This window comes from Microbacterium dauci, from assembly GCF_030065535.1.
Classification (GTDB): domain Bacteria; phylum Actinomycetota; class Actinomycetes; order Actinomycetales; family Microbacteriaceae; genus Microbacterium; species Microbacterium dauci.
Genome location: NZ_JASJND010000003.1, coordinates 49846 through 68300 on the forward strand (window position 1 = coordinate 49846; position 18455 = coordinate 68300).

Annotated in this window: 28 protein-coding genes and 1 tRNA gene; 19 read left to right on the plus strand and 10 right to left on the minus strand. The window is 65.3% G+C overall.

The window, feature by feature from the left end; translation table 11 throughout:
- Positions 1–49 precede the first annotated feature (49 nt).
- The 5 genes from QNI14_RS04875 to QNI14_RS04895 form a co-directional block, all read right to left on the minus strand.
- Positions 50–601: an HIT family protein gene (locus QNI14_RS04875; protein WP_283715251.1), complete on the minus strand. Its 552-nt coding sequence runs from the start codon at positions 599–601 to the stop codon at positions 50–52.
- Positions 598–2616, minus strand: a complete 2019-nt coding sequence (thrS, locus tag QNI14_RS04880) for a threonine--tRNA ligase (protein WP_283715252.1) — start codon at positions 2614–2616, stop codon at positions 598–600. The genes QNI14_RS04875 and thrS overlap by 4 nt, the downstream gene beginning before the upstream one ends.
- Positions 2617–2687: 71 nt before the next feature.
- Positions 2688–3338, minus strand: coding sequence for a DNA alkylation repair protein (locus QNI14_RS04885; RefSeq protein WP_283715253.1), 651 nt, complete (start codon positions 3336–3338; stop codon positions 2688–2690).
- A 2-nt stretch (positions 3339–3340) separates the two neighbouring features.
- A complete protein-coding gene (locus QNI14_RS04890) occupies positions 3341–3853 on the minus strand; it encodes a glycine cleavage system transcriptional repressor (protein ID WP_283715254.1) in 513 nt (170 codons plus the stop codon).
- Between the two features lie 41 nt (positions 3854–3894).
- Complete coding sequence (locus QNI14_RS04895) at positions 3895–4242, minus strand: YnfA family protein (RefSeq protein ID WP_283715255.1); 348 nt, start codon at positions 4240–4242, stop codon at positions 3895–3897.
- 267 nt (positions 4243–4509) lie between these two features.
- Between QNI14_RS04895 and QNI14_RS04900 the strand changes: the two genes are divergently transcribed.
- The 11 genes from QNI14_RS04900 to QNI14_RS04950 all read left to right on the plus strand — a co-directional run bounded on the left by QNI14_RS04900 (position 4510) and on the right by QNI14_RS04950 (position 10150).
- The gene (locus QNI14_RS04900; RefSeq protein WP_283715257.1) at positions 4510–5667 is read left to right on the plus strand and encodes a tyrosine-type recombinase/integrase; all 1158 of its coding nucleotides are present in this window, start codon (positions 4510–4512) and stop codon (positions 5665–5667) included.
- Positions 5668–5750: 83 nt separating this feature from the next.
- Positions 5751–6113 (plus strand): hypothetical protein, encoded by a 363-nt coding sequence (locus QNI14_RS04905; RefSeq protein ID WP_283715258.1) that lies wholly within the window; start codon positions 5751–5753, stop codon positions 6111–6113.
- A complete protein-coding gene (locus tag QNI14_RS04910) occupies positions 6113–6421 on the plus strand; it encodes a hypothetical protein (protein ID WP_283715259.1) in 309 nt (102 codons plus the stop codon). Before QNI14_RS04905 ends, QNI14_RS04910 begins: the two co-directional genes overlap by 1 nt.
- Positions 6422–6492: 71 nt before the next feature.
- Positions 6493–6783, plus strand: a complete 291-nt coding sequence (locus QNI14_RS04915; protein ID WP_283715260.1) for a hypothetical protein — start codon at positions 6493–6495, stop codon at positions 6781–6783.
- Between the two features lie 33 nt (positions 6784–6816).
- Positions 6817–6889 (plus strand) — tRNA-Arg (locus QNI14_RS04920).
- A 335-nt stretch (positions 6890–7224) separates the two neighbouring features.
- Positions 7225–7647: a hypothetical protein gene (locus QNI14_RS04925; RefSeq protein ID WP_283715262.1), complete on the plus strand. Its 423-nt coding sequence runs from the start codon at positions 7225–7227 to the stop codon at positions 7645–7647.
- A 115-nt stretch (positions 7648–7762) separates the two neighbouring features.
- On the plus strand, positions 7763–7969 hold the full coding sequence (locus QNI14_RS04930) for a helix-turn-helix domain-containing protein (RefSeq protein ID WP_283715263.1): 207 nt from the start codon (positions 7763–7765) through the stop codon (positions 7967–7969).
- A 780-nt stretch (positions 7970–8749) separates the two neighbouring features.
- On the plus strand, positions 8750–8929 hold the full coding sequence (locus QNI14_RS04935; protein WP_283715264.1) for a hypothetical protein: 180 nt from the start codon (positions 8750–8752) through the stop codon (positions 8927–8929).
- Positions 8926–9120 (plus strand): hypothetical protein, encoded by a 195-nt coding sequence (locus tag QNI14_RS04940; protein ID WP_283715265.1) that lies wholly within the window; start codon positions 8926–8928, stop codon positions 9118–9120. The genes QNI14_RS04935 and QNI14_RS04940 overlap by 4 nt, the downstream gene beginning before the upstream one ends.
- Positions 9117–9494 (plus strand): hypothetical protein, encoded by a 378-nt coding sequence (locus QNI14_RS04945; RefSeq protein WP_283715267.1) that lies wholly within the window; start codon positions 9117–9119, stop codon positions 9492–9494. The genes QNI14_RS04940 and QNI14_RS04945 overlap by 4 nt, the downstream gene beginning before the upstream one ends.
- An 11-nt stretch (positions 9495–9505) precedes the next feature.
- Positions 9506–10150, plus strand: coding sequence for a hypothetical protein (locus tag QNI14_RS04950; RefSeq protein WP_283715268.1), 645 nt, complete (start codon positions 9506–9508; stop codon positions 10148–10150).
- Positions 10151–10701: 551 nt separating this feature from the next.
- Here the strand turns inward: QNI14_RS04950 and QNI14_RS04955 are convergent.
- Positions 10702–11715, minus strand: coding sequence for a hypothetical protein (locus QNI14_RS04955; RefSeq protein WP_283715270.1), 1014 nt, complete (start codon positions 11713–11715; stop codon positions 10702–10704).
- A gap of 125 nt (positions 11716–11840) precedes the next feature.
- Here QNI14_RS04955 and QNI14_RS04960 point away from each other — a divergent pair, with 125 nt between their 5' ends.
- Both QNI14_RS04960 and QNI14_RS04965 read left to right on the plus strand, forming a co-directional pair.
- Positions 11841–12473, plus strand: coding sequence for a hypothetical protein (locus QNI14_RS04960; protein ID WP_283715272.1), 633 nt, complete (start codon positions 11841–11843; stop codon positions 12471–12473).
- 47 nt (positions 12474–12520) lie between these two features.
- Positions 12521–12853 carry a hypothetical protein gene (locus QNI14_RS04965; protein WP_283715273.1) on the plus strand — a complete coding sequence of 111 codons (333 nt, stop codon included), beginning with the start codon at positions 12521–12523 and terminating at the stop codon, positions 12851–12853.
- Positions 12854–12946: 93 nt separating this feature from the next.
- Here the strand turns inward: QNI14_RS04965 and QNI14_RS04970 are convergent, their stop codons facing one another.
- Positions 12947–13825, minus strand: a complete 879-nt coding sequence (locus QNI14_RS04970; RefSeq protein WP_283715274.1) for a thermonuclease family protein — start codon at positions 13823–13825, stop codon at positions 12947–12949.
- A gap of 240 nt (positions 13826–14065) precedes the next feature.
- On the opposite strand from QNI14_RS04970, the gene QNI14_RS04975 reads away from it, so the two are divergent.
- A complete protein-coding gene (locus tag QNI14_RS04975; protein ID WP_283715276.1) occupies positions 14066–14440 on the plus strand; it encodes a hypothetical protein in 375 nt (124 codons plus the stop codon).
- A 61-nt stretch (positions 14441–14501) separates the two neighbouring features.
- On the plus strand, positions 14502–14651 hold the full coding sequence (locus QNI14_RS04980) for a hypothetical protein (protein ID WP_283715277.1): 150 nt from the start codon (positions 14502–14504) through the stop codon (positions 14649–14651).
- Between the two features lie 374 nt (positions 14652–15025).
- Here the strand turns inward: QNI14_RS04980 and QNI14_RS04985 are convergent, their stop codons facing one another.
- From QNI14_RS04985 to QNI14_RS04995, 3 genes are all read right to left on the minus strand, one after another.
- Positions 15026–15229: a hypothetical protein gene (locus tag QNI14_RS04985; protein ID WP_283715279.1), complete on the minus strand. Its 204-nt coding sequence runs from the start codon at positions 15227–15229 to the stop codon at positions 15026–15028.
- Between the two features lie 341 nt (positions 15230–15570).
- The gene (locus QNI14_RS04990) at positions 15571–16068 is read right to left on the minus strand and encodes a hypothetical protein (protein ID WP_283715280.1); all 498 of its coding nucleotides are present in this window, start codon (positions 16066–16068) and stop codon (positions 15571–15573) included.
- A gap of 108 nt (positions 16069–16176) precedes the next feature.
- A complete protein-coding gene (locus QNI14_RS04995; RefSeq protein WP_283715282.1) occupies positions 16177–16488 on the minus strand; it encodes a hypothetical protein in 312 nt (103 codons plus the stop codon).
- A 105-nt stretch (positions 16489–16593) separates the two neighbouring features.
- Between QNI14_RS04995 and QNI14_RS05000 the strand changes: the two genes are divergently transcribed.
- The 4 genes from QNI14_RS05000 to QNI14_RS05015 are packed head-to-tail and all read left to right on the plus strand — an operon-like array spanning position 16594 to position 18145.
- Positions 16594–17046: a hypothetical protein gene (locus QNI14_RS05000; RefSeq protein ID WP_283715283.1), complete on the plus strand. Its 453-nt coding sequence runs from the start codon at positions 16594–16596 to the stop codon at positions 17044–17046.
- A 34-nt stretch (positions 17047–17080) separates the two neighbouring features.
- Positions 17081–17509, plus strand: a complete 429-nt coding sequence (locus tag QNI14_RS05005) for a helix-turn-helix domain-containing protein (protein WP_283715284.1) — start codon at positions 17081–17083, stop codon at positions 17507–17509.
- Positions 17506–17964, plus strand: a complete 459-nt coding sequence (locus tag QNI14_RS05010; protein ID WP_283715285.1) for a hypothetical protein — start codon at positions 17506–17508, stop codon at positions 17962–17964. Before QNI14_RS05005 ends, QNI14_RS05010 begins: the two co-directional genes overlap by 4 nt.
- A gap of 4 nt (positions 17965–17968) precedes the next feature.
- Positions 17969–18145: a hypothetical protein gene (locus tag QNI14_RS05015; protein WP_283715286.1), complete on the plus strand. Its 177-nt coding sequence runs from the start codon at positions 17969–17971 to the stop codon at positions 18143–18145.
- Positions 18146–18455 lie beyond the last annotated feature (310 nt).

Below are 18455 nucleotides of genomic sequence, written 5' to 3' on the forward strand. Positions count from 1 at the left end.
TCGCCCGGTGGGAGGACCCGACGATCGCTGACGCATGCCGTGCAGCGGGTCAGATGATCGGCCAGCCGCCCTGGATCGCGTCGCGCACGTCGCCGAGGAGCTGCGGGAGCGCCTTCGTCTTCGCGATGATCGGGAAGAAGTTCGCGTCAGTCGCCCACCGCGGGACGATGTGCTGGTGCAGGTGGTCGGCGACCCCTGCTCCGGCGACCTCACCCTGGTTCATGCCGAGGTTGAAGCCGTCGCAGCGGGCGACATCGCGGAGGACGCGCATCGCAACCTGCGTCAGGGCGCCGATCTCGGCGACCTCTTCGGGCGTGGCCTCGTCGTACGTCGAGAAATGACGGTACGGGCACACCAGCAGGTGACCCGAGTTGTACGGGAACAGGTTGAGCAGTACATACGCCGTCTCGCCGCGCGCGACGATGAGTCCCTCTTCGTCGCTCTTGCCCGGCGCCGCACAGAACGGGCAATCGTGCTTGAGCGGCTCCGGGCCGGCTTGGATGTACGCCATGCGGTGCGGCGTCCAGAGCCGCTGGAAGCCGTCGGGCACGCCTGCCAGCGTGGCGGCGTCCTCGAGCGGGTGTTCCGTGGCGTCGGTCACGCGAGGTCCTCTGCGGTGTTGACCAGCGTGCGAGCGCGAACTGCGTCGACGATCTTCGCGATCGCGTCGGCGACTGGGATGCCGTTGGTCTGCGAGCCGTCGCGGAAACGGAACGAGACCGTCTCGCCGGAGCGGTCCTGCTCCCCCGCGATCAACTGCAGCGGCACCTTCTGGGTCGTGTGGGTGCGGATCTTCTTCGGCATGCGGTCGTCGGAGTGGTCGACCTCGGCACGGATGCCGGCGGCGCGAAGCTGCGCGATGATGCCGTCGAGGTATGGGGCGTACTCCTCGGCGACGGGGATGCCGACGACCTGGACGGGGGCGAGCCACACCGGGAATGCGCCGGCGTAGTGCTCGAGCAGGATCGCGAAGAACCGCTCGATCGACCCGAAGAGGGCGCGGTGGATCATGACCGGCCGGTGCTTCTCGCCGTCCGGGCCGGTGTACTCGAGCTCGAACCGCTCGGGCTGGTTGAAGTCGAGCTGGATGGTCGACATCTGCCAGGTGCGGCCGATCGCGTCGCGGGCCTGCACCGAGATCTTCGGCCCGTAGAAGGCCGCGCCGCCCGGGTCGGGCACGAGTTCGAGGCCGGAGCCTTCGGCGACCTCGCGGAGCGTCTGTGTCGCTTCGGCCCACAGGGTCTCGTCGCCGATGAACTTCGGGTTGCCGTCTTCCTTCGTCGACAGCTCGAGGTAGAAGTCGTTCAGACCGTAGTCGCGGAGGGTCTGGAGCACGAACTCGAGGCTGTGCTCGAGTTCGCCCTTGACCTGGTCGGCGGTCACGTAGATGTGGGTGTCGTCCTGCGTCATGCCGCGCACACGGGTGAGGCCCGCGAGCGTGCCGCTCTTCTCGTAGCGGTAGACCGACCCGAACTCGGAGAGTCGCAGCGGCAGCTCACGGTAGCTGCGGCCGCGCGAGCGGAAGATCAGGTTGTGGAACGGGCAGTTCATGGGCTTCAGGTAGTACTCCTGGCCCTCGCGGGAGACGTGCCCGTCGGCATCCACCACCTCGTCGAGCACCATGGGCGGGTACATGCCGTCGGCGTACCACTGCAGGTGTCCGCTCGTCATGAAGAGGTCGCCCTTAGTGATGTGCGGCGTGTTCACGACCTCGTAGCCGTTGGCGAGCAGCCGCTCGCGCATGTAGCGCTCGATCTCGTACCGGATGATGCCGCCCTTGGGGTGGAACACCGAGAGGCCGGGGCCGATCTCGTCCGGGAACGAGAAGAGATCGAGGTCCTTGCCGAGCTTGCGGTGGTCGCGCTTCGCGGCCTCCTCGAGGCGCTGCTGGTACGCACGCAGCTCATCCTTCGTCGGCCAGGCGGTGCCGTAGATGCGCTGCAGTTGCGGGTTCTTCTCGCTGCCGCGCCAGTAGGCGCCCGCGACGCGGGTGAGGTCCCAGCCGTTGCCGACCATCCGGGTGCCGGGCACGTGCGGTCCGCGGCAGAGGTCCTTCCATACCGTCTCGCCGTCGCGGTTCACGTTGTCGTAGATGGTGAGTTCATCGGCGCCGACCTCGACGGAGGCACCCTCTGCGGCATCCGCTCCGGAACCGGGTCCACCGGCGAGATCGATCAGCTCGAGCTTGAACGGCTCGTCTGCGAGCTCGGCCTTCGCCTCGACCTCGGTGACGACGCGGCGGACGAAGCGCTGGCCCTCGCGGACGATGCGCTCCATCTCCTTCTTGATGGCCTTGACGTCCTCGGGCGTGAACGGCTCGTCGACGCCGAAGTCGTAGTAGAAGCCGTCGGTGATGAAGGGGCCGATGCCGAGGTTCGACTGGGGGCGGACCCTCTGCACGGCCTGTGCGAGCACGTGCGCGGTCGAGTGCCGCAGGATGTTCAACCCGTCCGGGCTCGACGCGGTGACCGCCTCGACGCCGTCGAGGTCGTCGATCGTCGTGGCGAGATCCTTCAGCTCACCGCGCACGCGGAGCGCGACGACGGAACGATCGGGGAAGAGGGCGAATCCATCGGCGGGAAGTGCGACATCCGCCGGCGCGATCACATCAGTCAAAGGAACATCTCCAGAAAGTGGCTCGCTGTGAATCCTATCGGCCCTGCACCGGCCCGACGGATGCCGCCCCGTCAGAGGTGCTTCAGCGCCTCGCGTCGACTCAGCGGACGCAATGGGTGCGACGCCACGTACGCCTCGACCCACTCGGGATCGGCGCGGGCGAGATCACGGAGCGCCCATCCGATCGCTTTCCGGATGAAGAACTCGCCGTCGCCGCGGTTGGGCTCGAGGACAGCAGCGAGAAGGTCACGGTCGGTGCGGTCACGTCGACCGAGTTGCGAGAGGATCGCGAGCCGACGCAGCCAAAGATCATCGTGCGTGCTCCACCGGAGAACGAGTACTCGAGTGGATGCCGCGTCGGCGTCATGCAGCTCGCGGATGCGGCCGCTCAGCTCATCGGTGATGTCCCACCATCGACCGGTGAGCACCATGTGCTCGATGAGCGGCACGATCCGCGCATCCCCACGGACAGGTCGCCCAGCGAGCAGCATCATCGCCGCGTAGCGTTCCTCGCGATGCGTCGCGCCATCCCAGAGCTCGCGGGAGAGCACCAGGAGCGCATCGACGTCCTGTGAGAGGTCTAGCTGCTGCACGAGACGCCGCACCTCGGGCACGCGCACACCGAAGAACGGGAGCGCAGACTTCATGTACGCCTGCTGGCCCGCGGCGCGCGCCGGGTCGGCGATGCGGCGGAGCCCGCTGCGGATCGACGCCGCGCTCACCGTCACGCGACGGTGAGGTCGACTTGGATCTCGCCGGCGAGCTGCTCGAGCGCGGACGTGACTGCAGCGGCATCCGTATCAGCCGGGACACGGAAAGCAACCGTCGCCTCGAACAGCGTGCCGCCCGCCATCGGCGCCTCGAGGGTGCGACTGCGGAAGGTGTCGATGCTGAGGGCATGGCCCGCGATCGCGGCCGACACGTCGCGAACGATCCCCGGGCGGTCGTTGCCGAGGACGGTCACCTCGAGCGAGCGCACTGCGGCGGGCGCCGCGTCCGTCGGGTGGCCGCCGTGGATGGTGACGCGGAGCATTCCGTCGAGCGACGACAGCGCGTCCGTGAGCGCCGCGACACGGTCGTCCGGGATATCGACGAGCACGATCCCGGCGAAGGCGCCGGCGAGCTCGGCGAGTTCGCTGCGCTCCCAGTTCCCGCCGTGCGCGGTCACCTGCTCCGCGAGTGCATTGACGAGTCCCGGCCGGTCATCGCCGACGACGGTGAGTACGAGGTGCGCCATGCCGTGAGCCTACGCCGGATGCCGCGGGCGACGGTGGTTCGTCACTCGAAATCCGTCCGCGCGACCGGCGCGAAGATGATGATCGCCGCGCCGAGGAGTGCGACGCCCGAGCCCACGTAGTCCCAGAGGGTCGGCGTGAACTTGTCGACGACGATCCCCCATGCAAGGGAGCCAGCGACGAACACGCCGCCGTACGCGGCCAGCACCCGCCCGAAGTTCGCGTCGGGCTGCAGCGCCGCGATGAAGCCGTACGCGCCGAGTGCGACGATCCCCGCGAGCGCGAAGAGCCAGCCACGGTTCTCACGGACGGCCTGCCAGATGAGCCAAGCACCGCCGATCTCCGCGATGGCGGCGAGCACGAAGAGGACGATGATGCGGGCGGTGGTCATGCCGTCAGTCTGGCAGGCAACTGTGTCGGGCCCGTGAAACACGAAAACCCCCGGCGAGCCGAGGGTTTCTTCCGTGTGCGCGATACTGGGATCGAAACTGTATCCGCGCTACTGGGCGACACGCCTCATCTCGCCCATAGACATGGCATTCTGCCCCGTATTCTTGCGGTTAGAAGCGATCCAGTGTTAACGTCACTGGACACCACAAGTGGACACAGGAACCCACGAGATATTGCACGGTATTGCACGACGGGGAGGTGACGGGGCATGGCGAAGCGCAAGCGACGAGAATCGTTCGGGGCGATTCGGAAGCTCCCGAGCGGCCGCATCCAGGCCTCCTACGTCGGGCCCGATGGTGAGCGCCACAACGCCCCTCAGACCTTCGACACGTTGACCGATGCGCGAGGGTGGCTCGTCGGACAGCAGGCACAGATCCTCTCCGGCGAATGGTCCCGCGGAGTCACCGAGCTGGCGGAGCAGTCCAAGCGCGGGCGCACAGCCACGTTCGCCGAGTACGCGGAGGGCTGGATCAGCACACGTACTAATAGGCACGGTGAGCACCTTCGTCCTCGCACCGCCGCCGAGTACCGTCGACTTGTCGCTGGCCCACTCCTTCCCTTCGCTGGGTTGCGCCTGTCTGCCATCACGTCTGAGGGCGTCCGAAACTGGTACTCGGGGCTCGTGAAGTCCGGGACGAAGACGCAGGCCGCGCGCTCGTACGAGCTCCTCAAATCGATCCTCACGACCGCGGTGGCCGACGGTCGCATCAAGATCAACCCGTGCCAAGTTCGTGGCGCTGCATCCGCGTCGACAGGCCGCAAGGTCACTCCCCCGACGTCCGCGGAACTGCAGAAGATCATCGACACGATCACCCCCCGGTTCAAGGCCGCGGTCGTCATGGCTGCTTGGAGCGGCGTTCGCTACGGCGAGCTCACCGAACTGCGGCGCAAAGACATCGACGTGCTCGAGAGCGACAACGGCGAGAAGGCTGTGGTCGTGAACGTCTCGCGAGGTGTCACGCAGGTCACCGGGCAAGGGTTCGTGGTCGGTCCAACGAAGTCCGAGGCGGGTGTGCGGAGCATCGTTCTCCCGCCTCACGTGAACGACATCGTGATCGCTCACCTGCGGGACCACGTCGCGGCCGGCCCTGAGTCGCTCCTCTTCCCCGCAACGGATGGTGCTGGCCACCTCGGGCAGTCAGCGTTCTACCGGCACTGGAATCCGGCGCGTGTGGCGGCGAAGAGACCCGACCTCCCGTGGCACGGCCTGCGTCACTACGGGGCGACGAAAGCGGCTGTCGCCGGCGCGACGTTGAAGGAGTTGCAGGCGCGGCTCGGTCACTCGACCGTGGTCGCCGCGATGCGTTACCAGCACACTGCTGGCCGCGATGAAGAACTTGCGAGGCGGATGTCCGAACTCGCATGACGTGGCGGCGCCCGCCGCCACGAAAGTGCCCCCGCTCGAGTTGCAGCTCGAACGAGGGCGAGGTCAAGAACTAGGGAGTCCTGATGACCATTACGAACGATACCCGCTTGTCAGCAATTACAGTCCCGAAGGCTGAACACCTCGACTGGATTCGGGTGCACCCCGAGATCCTCCAGATCGCGCCGGACTGGACTACCGAGATCGACCTGTACTTCGAGGGCGACGGCTCTGTCGGGATCGCGTACGACGGAACCTGGGGCGAAGTCCAGCTCGGGACCGCAGCTATCTGGCGCGCCGGCGAAGTGCGCGCGGCCGACGACGGCCTCGTAGTGCTCTACTTCAAGGCGGACGACCTCAACCCCACTGAAGCGGACCTCCGCGAGTACGCACGAAGCTTCAACGATGCAGCCGACGCAGTCGCGCGCGCTTCGAAAGCAGGCGCCTGATGGTCAGCGCCACGGAGCTCGAGGCTCGCATGGCCAACCCGGCGCTGTTCGCTGCCGCCGATGACCTTGTCGAGGCCGAGATGGCAAAACGGGCCGGTACTCCCGCGAACGCCCCCACCTGGCTCACCCCGGAGCAGGTCGCCGAGCGAATCCCCCACCTGACAGTGAAACGCTTGGCCGAGCTGAGGCAGCGTCGTCAGGGGCCGTCCTACTACCGCCCGACGCTTCGCGCTGTCTTCTACCTCGAAACCGACATCGACGCGCTGACGATCGATGCCGTCGAGTCCGAGTGGGGTGATGCCGCGTGAACGGCCAGTGCCCCGTTGCCGAGTGGTGCGAGGACACCGACCCGAATCACGTCCGGTCCAACGTCCACCACATGACCTTCGACGCGATCGCCGAGGAGAGCACCGTCGAGGTGAGCGTGTCGCACTGGAACGATCCGGGCGAAGACGACTGGCACATCACGATTGATATCGGACCGTGGGAGATCAACACGAACAGCACCCCGGCACTCGCGGCCGAACTGGATCGCGAGTTCGCCAACCTCCGCTCCATCGTCGACCAGGTCGAGGCGAGAGTGCGGGAGTTCCACCGTCAGCACGTCGGCCTCGCCGTGAGAAGACAGGTCGGCGTCGACGAGCATCTCCTGAGGCTCGCAGACGCCTGACGACGGGGTACGCGTACCGTGCGTACCCCACCACCCTCCGTAGCTCAGTGGATAGAGCGGACGGTTTCTAACCGTCGGGTCGCAGGTTCGACTCCTGCCTGAGGGACACGCCGTAAGTGTTGTGCTGGGCACAATCGCCCCAGCACAACACTTAGAGCAGGAGGACAAGATGTCGCGAGGACCAGGACGATGGCAACGACAGTTGCTCGAGCGCGTTGCGGCCGGTGACGCGGTTGTCCTGACCCACGAAGACCACACTGCTGCGGAGCAGAATGCGATCCGCAGAGCCGCCAACGCGCTCGAAGCGCGAGGTGAACTGAAGATCACGGCGATGCGGATCTCGGGCCGGCCGCGCCTGGTCGCATTCCCACCAGATGTCGAGCCGCCGGCTACGCGACTAGTCACCGGACTCGACGGCAAGACGTATCGGAGTCCGACTCGATGAACTCAGACGAAGGCGAGATCAGTCGATTCATCGAACTGCTTTCTCTACGTGATGAACAGCATCAGCACGCGCTCGCCTACTTCCACCTCCTGCGGTCTCGCCGTGCGCTCAAGAGCGTGAGCCGGTTCGTAGCGCGTTGCCAAAATGGCTGCCTGCTGCTCACAATCTTCGAAACCCCGAGTGGACCCGCATTTCATCAGCCGCGATACAAGCTGTCAGACTCTCTAAACGAGATCGAGTCGAACGCCGCCGGCCGAGCCGCCAACACTGAGGACGGCGACCGACGCTGGCGCGAGCAGGCGGGGATGGTCAGCGCTGCGATCAACTTCGTCCTGACCTGTGATCACACACGGAGGACTCTTGAGTTCGCCGACATTGAGTTGGGCAGTCCAGGATCACCAACACGCCGGGTCGTCTGAGGGGCCGCCTGGGCGGTCCTGTCCCAACCTGGGTGTATCTTTGTTCTAGACAACTGCCCGTCATGGAATGACGAATCCGGGTTGACGCAGGGCCGCCGGGAGTCGAAGGACTCCCATGCCCATTCCGACCCAATCTCCCCAGTGGGGAACCATCGCCACCGCCGCATCGTTGCTCGACGTGTCCGAGAAGACAATCCGACGCCGCATATCTGACGGCGAGATCCACGCGGAACGCTTCGGTCCGCGACTCATCCGCGTGAATCTGACCTCGCTACAGCATTCAGGCCGACCACTGCAGTACTCGGGCGGTGACGCCCTTTGAGCGCAAACGAAAACCGCCCCATCGGGACGGCTCTCGAAGATCTGGCTGGCGGGCTGATCTCCCCCGATTCTACTCCGACCTGTTCGGAATCTCGCGGATCGGAGGCGTCATGATGGGGGCCGGTCTTGTCAAGGCGGCCTTCCGCGCTGCAAGTCATCACTCGGTGCGCGAACACGCCCCGGTTCGGCTCTTCACCTTCATGGCAGTCACGGCCATGGACGACTCGCCCGCTCCTACCTTCTACGGGGGCAGGGACTCGCTGGCCGACGCCCTCGCTGCACCTCGCACCGCGGCAGGTTACAAAGCGGTCAAGCAAGCGTTGACCCGCCTGCAGGCCTGGGGTCTCATCGAATTGGTCGGGCGTCCAGCACCGGGCAGAAGCGCTCGCTACCGGTTGCTCGACGGTAGCAACAACGCACTCGCCGTCATCCGCGACGGGGCACCCTCAGACACCCCCGATTCGCCGACGGGGCACCCTGACGGTGCTGTGAATAACCCCGAACAGGGCACCCTCAGAGTCGAAACAGGGCACCCTCAGCCGTCGAATGGGGCACCCTCAGACGGCCCCAGAGGAGGAAAGGAGAATCAGGAGGAGAGCGGCCCCTCCCGATTCTGCGAAAGACACCCGAACGGCACGAGCACACCTTGCGGTGCGTGCGGCGAAGCGCGCCGAGCGGCGGATGCGTGGAGGCCGCCGCGGAAGCCGGCTCCCCCACATGTCCACCGCTTTGACCCGGTGTCTGGATATTGCAGCGGATGCAGCGTCCGAGAGGACGTGGCATGAACGTTTACGTCGACCACAACCTCGTCCCTCGGGAAGTCATCGTCAGCCACGGATGCGAGATCCACGCGTACTACGAGCCGCCAGGGTCAGCCGCGGGGTGGTGGAGCGTCCACCTCACCGACACACCGGACGCGCCTGTCTACTACGAGCTCGCGCCTGCGGGAGGTGCCGAGTGAAGCTCAACCATTTCGGCGCTCCCAAGCCCGAGAACTTCGACGAACTCACCCGCACCTGGAACGACCCGCAAGCGTTCGCGCGCGAACTGGGGCGGTACTACGAGCAGCTCCGCGCAGATGACTCCCCCACCATCGACATCACCGAGCCGCGACGAGAACCGCTCAGCCCACAAGAAAGGGGCGACCGATGATCACAGGCATCCCCGAAGGATCGATCGTCCTCACGCCCCAGGCCGCCCGGATCGCCTACGCACTGCTCGGCATTGGCGAGAAGCGGACTCAGATGAGTTCGTCCACCCAGGGATGGCAGGTGCTCAACGCGATCACGCAATGCGCCTTCCACTCCCCTGCCGCGATCGGCAAGGAACAGCGGCAAGACCCGGCATCAGAGGAACGTGAGTGGTGGACGGTCACACAGATCCACCTCGCAACACGAAAGACACGTGCCGAACGAACCATCCGACTCGACTGCCAGACCGGAGCACTCCCGGCGCAGAAGAACCCGACATGGCTGATCCGAGCAGACGACGCGAAAACCTACATCGCCGCACACCGGCGCACATGAAAGAAGGGGACATGGCACTCACACAGCTGAACACCACAATCACCACGCTCCGCGACGCCGCGGCCAAGGCGCGTGCGAACCAGACCGCCATGCTCGGCGAGATCCGGAGCAACCAATCGCTCTCGAGCACGGGCAAGTCGCGCGAGATCGCGAAGGTTTATCGCACCACTCGAGACACCATCCGCGACCTCGACCGCCGCGAACAGGCCGCCCTCGAGAAGACGCGGTCCGACCTCGAACGCAAGATCTTCGGCCAGTACGCGAAAGACCCCACCAGCCTCATCGCTTACCGCGACGCACAAGACCGAGCATCCCGCCTCGGACGAGACGACAAGCATCACGCTGAAGAGCTCCTGCGGTCCGCTCACCGCAGTGGAGACGACGTCCTCGCCGCAGCGATCGTCGGCCGCGCACTCACCTTCGGATGGGAGAAGCTCATCGAAGCCCACAGCGATCGGCACCCGACGGCAGGGACTGACCTGAAGGACCTGTCTGACCTCGTCCACTTCCAGTCCAACGTCGCCGAAGACATGCAACGCGGCCTGGACTACGGCGAGAACAAGCCCGAGGAGCTCATCCGCTACACCGACCAGATGATCGACGACATCGCCGACGACACTCCCTCGCCGGCTGCGGCCCTGTACTCCAACGCCTAGGCGCAGACCGGCAAATGCGAGTGTGCTCAGTCCCTGGTTGCCCGACCCCTGTGCCGTCCGGGAGCAAGTGCGTCGCGCATCGAACCGCCTACGAACGACAGCGCGGAACACGCCAGGAACGTGGGTACGGACAGGACCATCTTGCGACGCGGGAGCGATGGAGGCCACTCGTAGAGAGCGGCACGGTCCCTTGCTGGCGGTGCGGGAGGCTCATTCGCGCCACCGACGGCTGGGACCTTGGGCACGACGACCACGATCGCACCATCACTCGAGGCCCCGAGTGCATCCCCTGCAATCGAGCGACGCGCGGACGGGTGGGACCCCTCCCTCACAAGCGCTGAGCGGTTGACCACCGGGGAGCAAACCCTTCTCTCCCCGCAGAAAAATCGGAGGGCGTGAGGGGGTGGCGGGGGAACGTAGAGGGGGTCAGCGCGGAACCGCCGGAGAGGGGAACTTTCCGTCTGTCAGGTTCAAAACGTTCGAGCGGTCGCAAATGTTTTGACCTGGCAGACCAGAGAGCCCCCTCTCCGGCGGTTCGCCTCGGATGCGCGTCAGGCTCCTTCGCCACCCCCGTCGGTGTCGGGGCGGACTGCTGATCGGCGATAGAAGTCCGGAATCTGTACCTCTCTGCCCGCCGACATAGCCTCTCGAGCGAACCTTGCGCCCTCGCGTTGGTGGGCGTACGTGAGACCACCCGAGGCGACTCTCTCCGAGTCGGTCATACCTCTAGTCCGGATGTCTACGTTCGGAGGGAAGCGGGTAGCTCCGACGCTCTCACCGAGCCGAGGTAGGGCCACTTCGGATACGAATCTATGGAGATCGTTGAGCTCAGCTCCTGGCGGCACGAGCGCTCCGGTGATTGGGCGTTCCATGCAGATGTATGGCCAGGCCTCGATGACGTCATGGCTTCCAATCGCAACGCGGCTGATCGCGAGGCCGAGCGAGAGCTCCGTCGGGGTCTCGAGGACGTGCGCTGCGCCCGTCATTGAGCGGGTCATGGCACTTCCGACGGCGACCGCCCTGAGCCGATGATGCTTGTCGGCATTTGAGTACTCTTGCAGCGCCCGCAGATGGTGAGGCGCATGCGCCTCCCCCGAGCGCCGAGTCATTTCTCTGACCTTCTCTAGGGGGCGGAAGGGCTGCAGTTCGTAGATCGATTGTCCGATCGGGTGGGATTTCGCTAGCTCGGGCAACTCGCCGATCGCCCGCGCCACCGCGCGGTCGTACAAATGCTCGGAGTTTCGTATCGGGAAGTTTGACTTGAGCAGCGCGTCACGCGTGAGAGGTTCTCCTCGTTCGTGCTCGATGAGGAGAACGACGGCGTTGTCCAATGCGCTTCTCAACTGATTTACGGCGTCAGAGAAGAGGAGCCTAACGATTGGCGGCACCGGGTCCACGGACGCGACGTACAGCTCCGCGAAGCCGTCGGACCGCCTCTCATCGAACCGTGTTCCGCCGGCTCTGGCCCATTCAAAGCAGCGCCCCGCGAGATCCTCGGCCAGTTCGTCGGCCCTAGACAGACGCAGAGCGAGCGGTACGAGCAGCTCGGGATCTCGGGAAGCCATACGCAGAGTATGGCGAGTCGGAGCTTTCATCGACGACTGCCGCGCCCGGCAACTGGTCGCGGCAATGGACGGCATCGGAGGAACGTCGAGAGTGACACTTCTCCTCCCACGAACGGAGCATCCCGATGACCTATGAGAGACGGCTAGACAAGCTCGGACAGGACTTTGCCGAGTTGAAGCGCATGGTCCGGCAGCTCATGACTCACGCACCGCTCGGGCACTCTTCGGTGTCGGAGGGCGCCCTGCGGATCCTGTCTGACGAGGGGCTCATCGTCGGCGAGCCTGGCAGCGAGAGCGGGTCCGCGCGCGTCTACGGACTCGTCTTCGTTGACGGTCTCGTCGACATCGTCGGGAACTTGCGCGTCCTCGGCGATGGCACGATCACCGCTGGGAACGTGGTTATCGAGGGCGACCTCATCCGTGTCGGCGATGACATCGAGATCGACGCTGCAACGAACCAGATCCGTGTAGCCGACATGCTGATCGACCCGTCCGACGGTGGCCAGGTGACTTTCCCAGGCGGTGCGACAGTCAGCGGTGGAAGCACGGGCGGCGTCGAATTGCGCCAGGGCGACTACTCAGCGATCGTCACCAGCGGCGGCGTATCGGTTGGGCGGGAGGGTCGCGCGGTCTCGGTCACCGAAGCTGGCATCCAGATGCTCGGCGCACCGACCGGCAACCCGGGACCGGAATACCCAGCCGGCGTCTACTACCGCGACCCGTTCGGTTTCGTTTCGGTCGCATCCGGAGCCGAGTGATGTCGGACCCCACGGCAAGACTTGCACCCCAACAGGAGGTCACAGCGATGGACGCAGAACAGTTCTCAGCGATGCTCCACGAAGGCGCGATTGCAGCCCGCGCCGCGACGGACTCGGACCCGACGTCGGAGGTCATGGTGCTCGGCCAGGACTATTACATGCTCCATATCGACGACGGCGGCCTCGTCACGGCGCGCGGCACAGCACATCCCGGCGAGAACACGCGGATCGTCGCCGACGCCGACATCTTCAGCGAGATGCTCCACCGGCGAGCCCATCCCGAAGAGTACGACGACCGGGCCGGCAGCTGGGCGATCGGGATCACCGCGCAGCGCGTGTTCCTCCAGATCTGGTTACCGATGCCAAAGAAGCCCGTCTGAACCAACTGCGCAGGTGTCCGCTCTGTGCGGAGCGCGCCGTAGCATTCGTCGCGCGCAACCTGGAGCCCTGGAGGCGACATCACTCCAGCGCCATCATCGCTCGCAGACCCACCCGTCACCGTCGCGATCCTGATACCAGTGATACTCAGGGTCGACGCCTTCCTGGTAGTCGCTGTAGCCGTTGTCGTTCGCTTCCCCGCAGGTACCGAACCGGGGGTCTGTTTCTGGCTCAGCGGGTGCAGGCTCAGGTTCCGGGGCGGGCTCGGCTGGCATCTCGTGCTTCGCGTCCGACGCGATGTAGTCGTCCTGCAGCGGGTGACTTCCGTACCCGTCGCGGCCGTCGTACTTCGCGATTGCCCAGCCTGTCCCGATCATGTGAGCCCCAGCGTCGTTGCCGTCAACGCGCACGTAGCGAAGGAGCCGGTCGTAGCGGTCGACGTCGTCACGCCCATCGACGGCCACGAGTGTGACAACACCTGCGGAGAGGAAGCCCTCGAGCTCCGTTCGGGCGTCGTCGTATCCCCACTGGCCACGCTCGGGAGTATCGATGCCGATGAGGCGCACGTCGCCGGCCGTAGTTGTGATGGTGTCGCCATCGATGACGTTTGTGACTGCGACAGCCTGAACGGTCGGCGTAGGTGTCGGGGTTGGAGTCTCAGAGGGAGTCGGGGTGGGCGCGTCAACCGGTTCGCTCGGCACCGTGGTGGGTTCCACGACCGCAGCGACGGTCTCCTCACCGCGATCTCCACCGATGACCAAGTTGGCCATGCTGCCAGTCACGAGGAACCCGACAGCCGAGAAGGCGGTGACCCACGCCGCTGTGCGCCGGCTTGAGAACCGCAGCCATGTGCGGGAGCCGCGCGTGAGAGCGACGATCCCTGTGATGAGCACGACGAGGAAGATGACCGCGAAGATCGGCGACAGAGCGATGGCAGCGAGAACACCGACCGCGATGATCGCCAGCCACGCCAACAGCGGCAGGCGCTTCTTAGCTCGTCGCCGAGCCGATGGTGCAGGCGGCTTCAGGCCGCGCGCGGGCGTGCGAGTAGTCATCGTTGATCCCCCAGTCGAGCCGCTCGGATCACGGCTCGTCGCGAGATTAGCGCGCTCTCATCTTTCTCGCTAATCATTCATCGATCCATCCAGCACCGAGGCTTTTCTCCTTCAAGCTCGAGTCCCCCGTTCTGCTTCGATCGGCGCTACTCTTCCCGCATGGAAATCCGACTGGTCGGTGGCCCGCTAGACGGGCAGATCGTTGCTGCCCAGCCGGAGGGCTACATCCTTATCAACGTTGAGCACTTCGAGCGTCCCGATCAGAATGACCTGACGCTGCTGCACGAGGAGTCACGACACATCGCGGTGTACGCGCCGGTCGCGGCGTTGATCGAGCGGTCCGGTGGCGACGTGATTCAGCGCGAGCTGATCGACGCGGACGCCCACCTATCGAAGGTTCTCCGCGCCCGGGGAATTGCGGGGCCGGTGAAGGTCATCAACCAGTCAGACGGAGAGCTCGTCGACGCGTGGACGCGGGTGAAGGAAGCGGACCGTCGGTACACCGAGTGGTTGGATGCCAACTTCTCGGACTAGCGCGGCGGGTTCCCGGGTTCTCGTGATGCGGACGTAACTCCCCGGGCGTACCGTGGCCGCCATGAGCCGGAGAAGCCGGAAGTACCCGATCGGGCAGGAACCCTGGTACATCCGCGACTTCGGCGGCATCCCCGGATGGGGGCTTGTCGCAGTCGGGGTGGTGTTCGCCGGGATCGCGGTTGTGATCGTCGTGGCGATCGCGTCGCATTGACGCGCGGTCGTGTGGCCCCTCCGTGGATCAAGGTGGGGGCCCCAAGTGGAGGGGCCACACTCCCTGCGCGAGCAGCCCTGCTCGCGCTGACAACCCCCAAGGTTGAGTCTGGGAGCAGTGATGGCGCATTCGGCTCCCAGTGCCGCCGAGCATAGACCCGCGGTCGCACACCCGTCCAGCATTCGGGCGGCGAACGTGGCCCCTCCTCGCAGGGGGACAGCGGCGGAGGGACCACGCCCCGGCAACGAGTCCCCCGACCCGCGCCAACGCGCCGCAGCGCCGTTGATGCCGATCATGTGGCGACCCCAGCGCGCCACGGCGATCAGTGACGCTGAGCGTAGACCCGCAGCAGCCGTGCGGTCTATAGCGAGATCTCAATCAGGCGACCCCGCTGAGTTTTCGCTCTCTGCACGCGCACGCTCTTCTCGCTCGATCACGGCCTTGAAGTGGCGGGCGAACTTAGTTGAGAGATACAACGCCACACCCCATAGGACGATCAAGAGGATATGAGGCGCGGTCTCATCGGCCCGCCCAATCCACTCCACCGTCGCCCATGAAGCCATGACGATGGGCGTCACGGTGAGGAACGTTGTGCCCCGGACGGTCTCAGTGGCCCAACGATGTTCCGCGGCGTTCTGCGCACGAAAGTAGCGCCGAACGGACGCCGCGAGGGCGCGTAGTCGACCAGCCTGCCGCGCCGCACCTTCCCCCATAGGCTCAGTATGCCCTCAGCCGCGCTCGACTACACCGCCGACCCACGCCCCGTGTTCTGTCGGGTCGTCTGAATATGCGGGCGGAAGCACTCGAACTCCCGACACGTTCTCCGAGGGTTGAGGAACCGGGTGCTCGCTTTCATCCCATTCGAGTTCGTCCCACTCATCCTCGGGTACGCCCAGGAGTTCCGCCTCGCGGTCGCGGCTCACTTTCGGCCAACTTTGCCGGAAGTGCCAGATCGGTCCGTGATCGATGGCGCCCCCTTGCGACGATCTTCTTCGCGCAGGCTGACAAGATTGACGACCGCGATCCCGGCCATGACGGCGCAGATCGGGATCCATATGAACAGATAGTCAGGTCGGCCCTCTATCGCGATTCCAACGGTTCCAACCAGGCCGACGACGACAATGGCGACGATCGTCGTGATAGCCCCCGGTGCCGTCCCTCTGAGCCATTCGGATGTGAATGGATAGATCAACTCCCCGCTCTCCTCCGGCGGGCGCGGCGCTTGCGACTGACTGTCTGAAGCCTGGACATGCGCGCCGCCGACTCCCCTGCTCTTACGAACGAGCTTCCTCAGAATCAGGCCTCGACGGACGACCTCTGCCAGCCCGATCAACATCAGGATCACCAGAATGATGACCTCCGGGATCGTCGCCCTCGTGACAACGAGAACTACGGACACTCCGAGGGTCCACACCACACTCGGGACCAGAGCGACGTTCGCGCCGGCAACAGTAGTGTGCGCCCACCCTTCGAATCGCGACTGAAGTGAGGGCTTCCCCCGGTTCCCCATGCGCTCAGTATGCCCTCACCCGCGCTCGTCGACGGCACCCACCCACACCCAGCAGCGATGCTCCACATCATCGATTGCGAACACGATTCCCACGGCATCCGGCGTCCACCGTGCGGCGATCGCGTCGACCCGGGCGGGGGTGTCACCGAACCGGACCCACGCTTTCACCTTCCGCCGAGGCCGTGGATCGACGGTGAGGGGGCGTTCGTCGAGACGCAGCTCGGCGACGGTGAGCGACTGCAGCGCCCCCTTACCGGCGATGCCCTGGAGGATGCGATCGTCCATGCGCCGGTCGACGGCGTCCGCGTAGCGCCTGTTCGATCCCATCGACCGGTGTCCCCTTCCTCCGGCCGAGAGACTGCCAGGATATGCCGACACGGCGAGGATGCTTGTGACGGCCACCGCTGGCGGGCTTCCATTAGCATCTGGCGTGTGACGTACTCCATCGGGCGAAGCGCCAGTGACTCGCGTTGCTGCACGCCGGCGGATCCGCCACTCGACTGGATCGAGTACACCGACGGTGCGCACGATGAAGTGCAAAAGATCGAGCAGTGGTTTAGCAACCTCACCCCGTGGGCCCGAAGCCATGAGCTTGGGCGAATCGACGAGCTAATGGAAGCGGCTGCGTATGGGCAGCTCGAGGCAACAGGCGACGAGCGCACCCCCATCCTCCCAATCCGCGCGGACCCTGAGATCTATGAACTTCGGCATCAGGCGCTGACGAAGAAGCTGCGCTTCTACCACGGTGAGCCACAAGAGCTTCCGGACGCTCTCGTCGCCGTACACCGGCACATCAAGACGACTAACTCTCACCAAGAGGATCAGGTGCAGCACGCGGCTGACCGTTACAACGGCGGCCGCCCGACGGCTTGGGAAACGACTTGAACAACCTAAAGGTTGTGGCGCTAGGATGACTGACATGATGCAATCGCTCCGGCGCGTTGCCGCATCCCTCAACCCCGTGCGCGCACGCGCGAAGGTGTTGGCGCGGGAGAACCGCGAGATGCGCACAGCCCTAATTCGTATTCGCCGCGAGGCGAATCTCTCCCAGAGCGACGTTGCCGAACGTCTCGGGGTGTCTCAGCAGGCGATACACAAACTCGAGCGTTACGACGCCGACCCGCGACTATCGACTCTTGAGAGGTACGCAAACGCGGTCGGAGCGCTTGTTCTGCATAGGGTGGTTGTGGACCATGGCCAGTCGATCCGGCTCGCGCAGAGTTCGCCGTGGGGGGACCGACACTCGAAGGTTGCGCAGCGTGTCCACGTCATCAGGATGCAGCGCACCGGGACGCTTGACGGGTGGGTGCAGTCAGAAGCGCCGCGGGAAGCCGTCCAAGTTCGATGAGCGCGCTGTCAGACGCTGACCGCGACGCGGTGATGGACCTAATCAACCGATCTCAGATGAAGGCGATCGAGTACCACGAGATATCGGCTCGATGGACGGGGCCTCGAGAAGGTGACGGGCCTCATGACGTTAACGCAGACGTGAGCCCCCAGCATCGGCTTGACGACAACGAGTTCGGCATTCGATTGGTGGCGAACGTCACGACCGACTTCGGTGAGGTTCTTGCAGCTGTCGCAGCCACGTATACATACGAGGGCGAGGCTGACCTCCGCACCGTGCTCAACTTCGGCAACGAGGTCGCAATCATGGCAGCATTCCCGTACCTGCGCGAAGCAGTGAGCAGCGCCAGTGCGAAGGTGTTCGGGGAGCCAATCCTTCTTCCCGTACTACCCCGTGGACAGGTCGGCTTCGATGTCCCGGACGATCCAAGCCTGGATGCTGCCGCAAAGGACTAGAGCAATGACGATCCCGCCTGACGAGTTCGACGTTGGCGAGCAGCCCAACTGCCCGATGTGCGGGACCGTCATGCACGACGTTGACGGCGGCTATCAGTGCCGCGGGTGCGGGTTCTTCCACCCGGTCGCGTGGGTCGAGCGACCAGCCGCCGGCGACGAACTCCCAGGGCTGAATGGGTGAAGCGCTATCGACGAGGTTTCTTCGAAGAGAATGTTGCCTCGACAACATCCTCCAGCTCGGTCGCTAGAGCGCGGTCCGACAGCGTCTTCAATCGAGCCACCGCCAGCTGGTAAACCTCGTCGTCGGTTCGCTTACCGATGACCCAGACCACGCACACCGAGCCATCCGGCTTAACTTGGTAGACGATGCGATAGTCCCGATTCCCGACCACTAGCTTTCGAAAGGTGGTCAGATTCCCGGTTGCGGGGGGGGCGCGCGGGGGCCCCCCCCCCCCCCGCCCACCCCCCCCCCCCCCCCCCCCCCCCCCCCC